The sequence below is a fragment of the Secundilactobacillus angelensis genome (assembly GCF_012641075.1).
Taxonomy (GTDB): domain Bacteria; phylum Bacillota; class Bacilli; order Lactobacillales; family Lactobacillaceae; genus Secundilactobacillus; species Secundilactobacillus angelensis.
In genome coordinates, this window is sequence record NZ_JAAXLJ010000034.1 from 1 (window position 1) to 9,461 (window position 9,461).

Here is a 9,461-nt window from a genome sequence, read left to right on the forward strand (position 1 = left end):
TCTAAACCAGTCTTAACACTGAATTGGCGAAAGCCAAAGTTTCTATAAAACTTTGCTTTCCTGCCTAACGGCGAGTGAAAAAGCGGTTAAGCTGGCTCAGCTTGGACGGGGTGCGGGGCGTCAGCGCCCGAATTAATGTGGCTTGCCACTCCTTTGCAGGCAACGAACGAAGTGAGGCGCAAAGAGCGTAGCGAATGAAGTTTAATGTGAGCCTGTTTTTTGGCTCACTCCTTTGTGTTTTTTTTGTTTTAGGTTTGTATCTCGTACAGTGGTGCCTCTTATATACCTCTTTTATAAACCTCTTTTAAACCTCTTTTAGACCCCTATTGCGCCTTACTCTCCCAAGGCTCACAGAAGGTTATCAAGTACCTTTTGTCTGTTTATCAAGTACCTTTTGTCTGTTTATCAAGTACCTTTTGTCTGTTTATCAAGTACCTTTTGTCTGTTTATCAAGTACCTTTATAAGTTCTGTACTTGATAAAAAGGTACTTTTATTTTAATATGTGTTTGAGGTGATAATCATGTCTAATGAGTTAGTTAAGTATGATCCTGAGTTGAATACTATTCCCTTGAGAAAATTTACCCCAATTGAGATGAATTTATTTTTTTCAATTGTTTCCCGCATGCGGGATCAAGGGAATAAAACTGTTCGTTTCTCTTTTGACCAGTTAAAAGAGCTTAGTAACTATAAACCAACCGCAAATAAACGTTTTATTGATGATATTGAAAATACATACCAAAAGATCCTCAGCCTTAGGTTTGGCCGTAGAAGCAAGAGTGGCTTAAATCGTGAATTTTTTGTTATGTTTACTGAATTTGAAATTAAAGGTGAAGCTGAAGAACCTTATGTTGATATTCAGATTTATCCCAAGGCATTGAAACTTCTAAATAATCTTGAAAGTTGGGTTCGTTATGCCCTAACAGAATTTAGAAATTTAAAAAGCAGTTACGCTAAAACAATGTTTCGTCTAATTAAGCAATTTCGAACTACTGGCTATTCTTATTTCTCTAAAGAAGATTTTTTTGAATTGCTTGATATACCTAAAAGTTATTGGAATAGTCCTTCAAATGTTGACAAAAAGGTTATTAAGCCAATTAGAGAAGAATTAACCCCGCTTTTTAGAGGGCTAACGATTAGAAAAAAATATGGTAAAGGCAGAGGAAAACCAGTTATCGGTTATTCTTTTACTTGGAAACCTGAAAGAAAGGACGCAAATGATTTTTCTCAAGGCAAATTTCAAGATGAGCGTCAAAAACTCTTTAACATTCAGCACAATGATGAATTATCAGATAAAGAAAAGTGGCGTGCAATTGACAAAGTTAAATGCTTGCCTTTAGGAACAACTGAAAAACAGGTACTGGCTGAAAAACAAGCTGAACATGATCAAAAAATAAGAGATCAAGCAAGACAAGAAGCACTTGCTGAACTCCGAAAGGGGTTTGGAAATCATGCCTAAAACTATTAGAGAACTTGCTGATGAATTGAAGGTCTCTAAACAAACTATTCAATATCACTACCAAAGACTACCAACAAAGAACCAACAAAAAGATAGTCAAGGTACAAACATGATTAGCCTTACAGCTGAAAGGATTATTAGGGACAAGGTAGCAAAGCCTTTGGTAGCAAAAGATCAACAAATAGGTAGCAAAAAAGCGACAAAGACTAGCAAAAAAAATAATGAGCTAATTGCTACTCTAAGAAAAGAGGTAGCAGATTTAAAGTCTCAACGTGACAAACAGCTTGCGACCAAAGACCAGCAAATAAGTAGCAAAGACAGACAAATAGATCATTTAACAAAACTAATAGACCAACAACAACAATTACAATTAGCAACAGTAGCAGAAGATCGCCATTTGAAAGAACGCCTACGAAAATTAGATGGCCCAGTTGAAGATCTTGAAAGTATAGAAAAAAGCCAAGTTGCAAAAACTGATGGTGCAAAAAAACAGGCAGCTAAAAATATAACTAATAAAAAATGGTGGCATTTTTGGTAATCGAATAATTATCGTAAATATGTACTAGAAAAGAGCATACAAATTATGGAGGGTCTGTACTAGAATTTCGGACAGAAACATAAGAGAATTGATTTATCCGAAAGGAGTCCTCAAAATGACCTATTCACGCAATCGCTACGACCAAGATTTTAAGAAAAATGCGGTACGTTTGAGTTTTAACTCTTCCAAACCAGTTAAAATCATTGCCTCCGAACTTGGTGTTCCTGAAAGTGCCCTGTATCGTTGGCGGAAGCTATATACCGAAGATGGAAAGCAAACGCCGTTTGCTTCTTTAGAAGCTGAGAACCGTGCCTTAAAACTTGAAAATGCCGAATTAGCATTGGAGCGTGATATGTTAAAAAAAGCCGCCGCCTACTTTGCCAGTCTCCAGAAGGAACCCTGGTCTTTCCTCGTGAACCACTATTGACAATCACTGGACCACTTGAGCAAGCGCAATTACTTGAAACGCTCGTCTTAAATATCGTCAATCACCAATCACTGATTGCCACTAAAGCTCGTCGACTGAGTTATGCCGCGGCAGGACGTCCAATTATGGAATTCGGTGCGCGCCGTGCGCAAGGCCCGGACAGCGCACTTTACGGCACCCGGGCAGCCATTATTGGTGGCGCCAATAGTACTTCAAACGTTCTCGCTGCGAAGCTGTTTGATATTCCCGTTGCTAGTACCATGGCCCACAGTTGGATTGAAGCTTTCCCAGATGAACTAACGGCGTTTCGCAAGTGGACCGAACAATATCCTGACAATAGTGCGCTACTAGTCGATACTTATGATGTGCTTAACTCTGGGATTCCTAACGCGGTGACGGTCTTTAAGGAGCTACGAGCAGCTGGGCATGAACCCGTCGGTATTCGAATCGATTCGGGGGACGTCACGACTTTATCACAAGCTGCCCGGACACAATTGGACGCGGCTGGCTTTCCCAATGCCAAAATCACTATTTCTAACGCATTGGATGAACACATCATTACCTCGCTGTTGCACGAAGGCGCACCGATCGATAATTTTGGTATCGGTGAAAAGCTCATCACTAGCGCGTCCGCACCGGTTCTAAGTGGCGTCTACAAGCTTGCGGCAACTGAGAGCAATGGTCAGAGCACCCCCAAGATCAAGGTCAGTGCCAGTCGCGAAAAACTAACGATTCCTGGTGATAAGCAAGTCTATCGTCTGTACGAACCAGGAACTCAGCGGGCCTTTGCTGATTTGATTGCACTAGCTACCGAGACGATCGTTGATGCGACCAGCCTAACCGTCGTCATCAGTGACCCACTCAGTATCGACCGTCAACAGCGACTCACCCATTTTGAAGCCCGGCCCTTACTCGCGCCGGTAGATTTGTCCAACACCACGTCAATTCCGGTTACAACCATTCAGGCAACGACCCAGGCTAAACTTGCCGAGCTCCCACGAACAACCCAGCGGCTCGTCAACCCAGATCTTTACCCGGTCTACATGACAACCACACTCAGCCAGTTACAAACTAGTTTGTTGAATAAAATGACGATACTAGCAGATTAACAAACGAACACGCGTAGCAACGACCAAAGCCACTTCTGTACTTAGCGTTCAAATGACCGCTAAGTACAGAAGTGGCTTTAGTTTATATCAAGTAACAGTTAGCTCACTGACCAGTAATTTGATCATGTTCACCCGGGGTCAATATTTTGGCCATCACCGTAATCAAATACGCTTGTTCGCGCTCAATTTCAGTTCCCGGCAATTCCAGAATTAACCGCGCTAGGTAACCGAATAGCTCCGATAACAAACTTTGCAGTATCAAATCATTCGGCCAATCCACAATCAAATGATCTGCTTTTAGTTGATTGATGACACTTCCCATCTGCTTGACCATCTTAGGCGCAATCTGGCTAAGAATCTGTTCGCGTCGTTCGGTGTCAAAAGCTGCCACTTCAAAAATGACCTTTAACTCTTTCACGTTAGCTTTAGCAAATGCAACTCGGTCCGTAAAAATTGCTGTGACGAATGCCTGTAGACTGGGATAACGCTGCCGTAATTCATCCTCTGAAAAATCACTCGCTAAAATTGGCACAATGTGCGCGGTAATTGGTGCTAAGATGGCATCCCGTAAGGCAGCCTTAGTCTTATACCGCCGATAGACCGTCCCCTCCGCAACGCCGGCCCGTTGTGCAATATCACTAGTACTGGTCTGGTCAAAACCCTTTTCAGCAAACAAATCGAGACTTGCCTGGAGGATGGCCCGTTGCTTAGGTGTAATCGTTTCATTCTGACTTAGATCCTGTTGAAAATAATCCCGTATCCGTGGTCGTTCCATATCCTCACACCTTCCGATAACGTTTCATTCCAACAATATTCAACATTGTTAGTACGACCATAAACCCTACTAATATTAACAAATTGACACCAATATCGCCAAGCCCAGCACCCTTTGTCACAACATCCGTCATCGCATTAGCACCATAGTATAACGGCATGATGTGGGCAATTGCTTGCAACCAACTGGCCATGCCATCGACTGGAACCAACCCAGCAAAAAAGATTTGTGGTACAACAATCAGTGGAATAAACTGCATCATTTGAAATTCTGAGTTAGTAAAGGTGGAAATAAAGATACCCAAGGTCAAAGCCACTAACGCTAATAATAAGTTAGTCAGAAAGACCAGCCAAATACTACCAACTAAGTGAATCTTGAAGACCGTAATTGTAAAAACAACGGTCAGGACAGTCTGAATGATGGCAAAGCCCCCATAACCAATTAGATAGCCCATAATAATTTCACTCCGTCGAATTGGGGTTGCAAGTAGCCGGCTTAGGGTTCCAGTAGTGCGTTCATTCAAAAGTGAAACGCCAGAAATCAAGAACACAAAGAAGAAGATAAAGAAACCGAGAAAGGCTGCCAAAAAGCTTTCAAAGAACGTTGAATCACTACTACCATAAATATAATGAGACTTAGTCGTATAACTGGTTGCTTTAGCTGACTGAGTCGAACTAGACGTCGTGGCTGTGGCTTGCTTGAGTTGCTTTTGTAATTTCTCAGCAGTTGCCTGGTCACCGCGGGCCTGGGCTTGTGCAATGGCAGTCTTCAGCTTGGTCACCGTTGCTTGTGTCTGGGCTGCTGTCAGCTTCTTCAAAGCGGCTTGTTGCGATTCAAGGGCCGCGCGCTGTTTCTTAGTAACGGTCACCAGCGTCTTCATTTTCAACTTGACTAATCCTGATTGTAAACTCGCCTTAATTAAAGACGTGTTGGTTGGATTGCTATTTGAATAAGTAATCGTCAATTGACCATTTTTCTGAGTCAAATAGCCATCTAGATCATGCTGCTTAATCATTTTCCGTGCCTGTGAACTATCATAATGATGAATCGTCACGTTTTTGGTATCGATCACGTTAACCACGGATTGGTCTACATGATGAACACCCAAGCTTGCTACTTGCGTCGTGTTGTTTTGAAATAAGAAATACATCAGCGTCATAATCAGCAATGGTGCCAAAAGCATCAGCGCCAAGGTACGCTTATCACGTAACATTTGCTTAAAAACTCGTCTAACGATTGCCATCGTTCGCATCTTGCATCCGCCCCGCTTTCAAAAAGACCTGTTCGATCGTATCTACTGCATACTGTTGTTTCAGTGCCGCGGGTGTCCCCTCAGCAAGCGCAATCCCGTGCCGAATCAACATGAGATAATCACACCGTTCTGCTTCGTCCATGACATGCGTTGTCACGATCATCGACTTACCGATATCCTTGAGCTTATTTAGTTCGGTCCAAATTTGTTGCCGTAATTCTGGATCAATCCCAACGGTCGGTTCATCTAAAATCAATAATTGGGGATCCTGAATCAGGGCAATTGCCAACGACAAGCGCCGTTTCATCCCACCCGAATAGCCACTGACCCGCTTGTCTAATTGGGTCGTTAAATCAACTAATCCGGCTGCATAATCAATCATCTGTGCTAACTTTATTTTTGGAACGCTCATCAATTGCCCAAAAAAGGTCAGGTTTTCACGGGCCGTTAGTGTCTCATACAAAGCGTCACTTTGGGCCATATACCCTACTTGTGCCATTACCGCCCTATTGGGCATCACCGTATCCATGACTTTAACAGTGCCACTATCCACAGCTTCCATCCCTAAAATACTCTTGATCAAGGTGGTCTTCCCAGCTCCTGATGGCCCAATCAAGCCATAAATCATTCCAGCCGGCAGTGTCAAATCAATCTGATTGAGCACTTGCTGATGACCAAAGTGCTTGCTGACCTGCTTGGCGATGACATAATCCGTTACCATTTTAATAACCCTCTTTCTCAAAGCAAGTGTATACTCACTCACTTAATGGCCTTAGTATAATCAGTACATCTCGGTTTGTCAACATTAAAATGAGTTATCACTCACTTATTTTGCTTCCGGCCTATTTGTCACCGCATTGCAAACAAAAATGCGCCACCCCGTTGTTGGGATGTCGCATTTTAATTAAATAGCAGCACTGATATAAGCGTTAGCAATGTTTAAGCCTACCGATTTTTTAATATTATTTTATTCATCAATTTCCGGCGCCGATCCAAGCTCTGCCTGAATCATCCAGATTTTCTTCTCAATTGCGGTTTTGAGACCAATGAAAATATCTTGGGTACTGAAGTCTTTTTCAACATCGGATACTTCAATGCCGTGTTGGTAAAGGTCTTCCAAGTAACGATAGCCATCAACTAAGTGTGCGAGGCGTTCTGGGGTTGTTTTGTCCCATTCACCAGGCCAGTCTTGAATCTTAGTGTTTTCGGCCATTTCTTTTAAGGTCGAGTAAGGACTGCCATCAAGCGCAATCAGCCGTTCAGAAATGACATCGAGTTGGCTGTCAATTTCTTCCATGAACTCATCCATCAAGGGGTGCAACTTCAAAAAGTTGGGTCCACGCATGTACCAATGCGTCTGATGGATAATCATTGACATCTGGCTCAAATCGGCAACGAGTTGATTTAATACTGCTTTTGTTTTCGTATATTTCATTAGATTGATCTCCTTTCGATATGGTTATTATAACTTAGTGGTAGCTTAATCTGAAACGTTATGCACTGGCAAATTAAGTTATTTATAGCCCGTAGAATTAAGTCGCTTTGAAAAGATGGAGACGTTAATTTTACAATCTACCAATTAAATAAATCTACAATTGAATTTTATTTACCTTATGAAGATGTTCAAAACGCGTTAAAGGAAAGTGTGCAAAACCCCTTTATACGTACAAAGGATGAATGGGTAGTGGGTAACAATGAGTGTAAATTAAATAAGGCACAAAAAGGATGCTTAAGGATAAAGAAATATATAATCATTTCAATTTAGAAAATATTCCCAGTTCCATCAAAACGGAGCTAAACAAGATAGTGCATGACATCGATGACTAATACTTTAACACCAAACAGAAAGGGGCTATGAATATATAGGGTCTATAATTACCAAATACCCCCTCAAAAACATTGAAAGAATAGCCCCCAATATCTATAATGTAGATATTGGGGGCTATTTTAATTTATTTTTTTATAAGTGCCCCTAAACTATAGCTATTGATTCAAGATTTCATGGGAGCCAGTTGCAACCAATAACAAAATCAATTCATCATGATCTAGCTGATAAATAACAATCCAGTTGTCATAATTTTTACCATAGTTGCCATATCTGGCAGGGTGAAATTCACGATAGCCACGCCAATTTCCTTTTAATGCATGATCTTTAATCTGTTTCAAAATAAGTACATCTTGTTCAACAATTGCTTCTAAGCAAGGCTTCAAGACAGTTATTGGGAAATGTTTTTTGACTAGTTTTTTTAATTCACGTTCAAAAGATTTGGTCTGTTTAATTTGCATCTAACTTATCGATCCAATCTTCAAAGTCAGTCAATGAACCAATGTTTTTGACCTGCCCTGTTTCTGCTTCTTTTTTAGCGGCTAAGGCTTCCGGAGAATCTAAAAAGCTGACTAATCGAACTTCATTATTGGCCGCTTTAACTAACGATAAGCGTATATACTCAGAAACGGTTAGCCCTTGTTTTGCTAGATTAGCTTTAGCCCGTTCACTAATGTCAGGTGTTACACGAGTTGAAATTGTCTTGTTTTTAATAATAGTATTACTCATTCTAATCCGCCTCCTTTAAGTTTACCATCGTACTACATTATAATATTCGATTTTTAGGTTTTCTGCAACTAAATTAATTTTAAAGTAAAGGGACTAACAGCTTATGCAACAAGTTGTCTTACCCATCAAAGATTCAAACGTTCTTAAAGAGGTTCAAGATACGTTACTCAATAACTTTAAAGCTGGCCGACGTAACTATACGATTTTTCAAGTTGGTAAAGCGACGCTACTGCGAGTGAGTGACGTTATGGGCTTAAAACAGGCCGATATTTTTAATCCGGACGAGAGGGAGTAACCAAAAACACATGAAATTAAAAGTTTGGTGGCTAAGCAATCTTATTTGGCTAATCATCTTCAGTATATTAAGCTTTGTAATTTTTATTAGAAAAGTTGATGGAGCTGGAACAATTCAAACGCCAGCAACTAAATTAGCTGCTTTCATTGTGCTAGTGATTTTCTTTATTTTTATCGTCTTGATCCAACTTGGTTTACTGTTATTCGTTAAGCGTAATTAAGGTGCATGAGTTATAACATCAAATAATGGGTACAAAGTAAATAGCATTATTGCTATCTACTAAACCCTATTAACACAGCTATTCAGAGCAATTAGCAACAATAATGTGCATACGTTATTGTTGCTAATTGCTCTTTTGTTAAATTTAAGCGCTATTTTTTTGCAGAATTTTCAATTAATATTATCTCTAGCGTACTAATTAACTTGAAAGGAGGGTATCTATTGAAAAAATCAGTACTTGCCAAACAATTAAATAAATATAGAAAACTAAATCGTATGTCTCAAGAAAAACTTGCAGAGAAGCTTCATATTTCTCGTCAGGCAATTTCCAGATGGGAATCAGAAGATGCCACACCCGACTTAAATACATTAATTATGTTATCAGAAATTTTCCACTGCTCTTTAGATGATTTAGTGTTAGGCAATAATCAAGTGACAGATCAAAAATTACACACGAAAGAAGAACATGTTAAAACACCAAAATATATGTGGGAAACCACTGGCGGGATCATTTTAGGGCTAGGATGTATTCTATACTTAATTATTAGTTCCATTTTTTAAGTACTGTAATAACCCCATATAGGGGGTTATTAACTATACCCTCTCGAAAACATTGTTAAAATAACCCTCAATATCTATAATGTAGATATTGGGGGGTTATTTGTTTTAATATTAAAGAAATAACTTCTTTTATTTGTTATTTTTTCGATACCCTTTAGAACGATTTTGCCCAGGGAATAAACGATCATGCGATCCGACTCGAATGCCAATTAAGACTAGTTCATCTTTATCAATCGTATAAACCACCAGGACATCGTTAGTTTCGCTTGGTGTT

11 protein-coding genes and 2 pseudogenes are annotated in these 9,461 nt (G+C 40.1%); 6 read left to right on the plus strand and 7 right to left on the minus strand.

The genetic code is table 11. The features are described from left to right. Window positions 1–521 precede the first annotated feature (521 nt). The 3 genes and pseudogenes from HC026_RS11900 to HC026_RS11910 all read left to right on the plus strand — a co-directional run bounded on the left by HC026_RS11900 (window position 522) and on the right by HC026_RS11910 (window position 3,531). Window positions 522–1,457, plus strand: coding sequence for a replication initiation protein (locus HC026_RS11900; RefSeq protein ID WP_054712681.1), 936 nt, complete (start codon window positions 522–524; stop codon window positions 1,455–1,457). Further along, entirely contained in the window at window positions 1,450–1,995 is a 546-nt protein-coding gene (locus HC026_RS11905; RefSeq protein WP_010620839.1) for a DUF536 domain-containing protein, read from the plus strand. Before HC026_RS11900 ends, HC026_RS11905 begins: the two co-directional genes overlap by 8 nt. Before the next feature lie 115 nt (window positions 1,996–2,110). Then, window positions 2,111–3,531: pseudogene (locus HC026_RS11910) on the plus strand (nicotinate phosphoribosyltransferase). Window positions 3,532–3,634: 103 nt separating this feature from the next. Here the strand turns inward: HC026_RS11910 and HC026_RS11915 are convergent. From HC026_RS11915 to HC026_RS11940, 6 genes are all read right to left on the minus strand, one after another. Next, window positions 3,635–4,306: a TetR/AcrR family transcriptional regulator gene (locus HC026_RS11915; protein ID WP_168926140.1), complete on the minus strand. Its 672-nt coding sequence runs from the start codon at window positions 4,304–4,306 to the stop codon at window positions 3,635–3,637. A 4-nt stretch (window positions 4,307–4,310) separates the two neighbouring features. Continuing rightward, window positions 4,311–5,558, minus strand: coding sequence for an ABC transporter permease (locus tag HC026_RS11920; protein ID WP_047767854.1), 1,248 nt, complete (start codon window positions 5,556–5,558; stop codon window positions 4,311–4,313). Beyond that, window positions 5,536–6,279 (minus strand): ABC transporter ATP-binding protein, encoded by a 744-nt coding sequence (locus HC026_RS11925; protein ID WP_047767853.1) that lies wholly within the window; start codon window positions 6,277–6,279, stop codon window positions 5,536–5,538. Before HC026_RS11925 ends, HC026_RS11920 begins: the two co-directional genes overlap by 23 nt. Window positions 6,280–6,525: 246 nt before the next feature. Further along, window positions 6,526–6,993, minus strand: a complete 468-nt coding sequence (locus HC026_RS11930; RefSeq protein ID WP_003587210.1) for a Dps family protein — start codon at window positions 6,991–6,993, stop codon at window positions 6,526–6,528. Between the two features lie 548 nt (window positions 6,994–7,541). After that, on the minus strand, window positions 7,542–7,844 hold the full coding sequence (locus tag HC026_RS11935) for a type II toxin-antitoxin system YafQ family toxin (RefSeq protein WP_010625626.1): 303 nt from the start codon (window positions 7,842–7,844) through the stop codon (window positions 7,542–7,544). After that, on the minus strand, window positions 7,834–8,112 hold the full coding sequence (locus HC026_RS11940; RefSeq protein WP_003625288.1) for a plasmid mobilization protein: 279 nt from the start codon (window positions 8,110–8,112) through the stop codon (window positions 7,834–7,836). Before HC026_RS11940 ends, HC026_RS11935 begins: the two co-directional genes overlap by 11 nt. Before the next feature lie 103 nt (window positions 8,113–8,215). Here HC026_RS11940 and HC026_RS11945 point away from each other — a divergent pair. The 3 genes and pseudogenes from HC026_RS11945 to HC026_RS11955 form a co-directional block, all read left to right on the plus strand. Further along, window positions 8,216–8,395: pseudogene (locus HC026_RS11945) on the plus strand (site-specific integrase); the annotation flags it as partial. A gap of 22 nt (window positions 8,396–8,417) precedes the next feature. Continuing rightward, a complete protein-coding gene (locus HC026_RS11950) occupies window positions 8,418–8,627 on the plus strand; it encodes a DUF3923 family protein (protein WP_168926141.1) in 210 nt (69 codons plus the stop codon). A gap of 221 nt (window positions 8,628–8,848) precedes the next feature. Further along, the gene (locus tag HC026_RS11955) at window positions 8,849–9,187 is read left to right on the plus strand and encodes a helix-turn-helix domain-containing protein (protein WP_259689761.1); all 339 of its coding nucleotides are present in this window, start codon (window positions 8,849–8,851) and stop codon (window positions 9,185–9,187) included. Window positions 9,188–9,316: 129 nt separating this feature from the next. On the opposite strand, the gene HC026_RS12850 is transcribed toward HC026_RS11955, so the two are convergent. Beyond that, the coding region (locus HC026_RS12850; RefSeq protein WP_232843746.1) for a type II toxin-antitoxin system YafQ family toxin at window positions 9,317–9,461 on the minus strand (145 nt) is incomplete at its 5' end.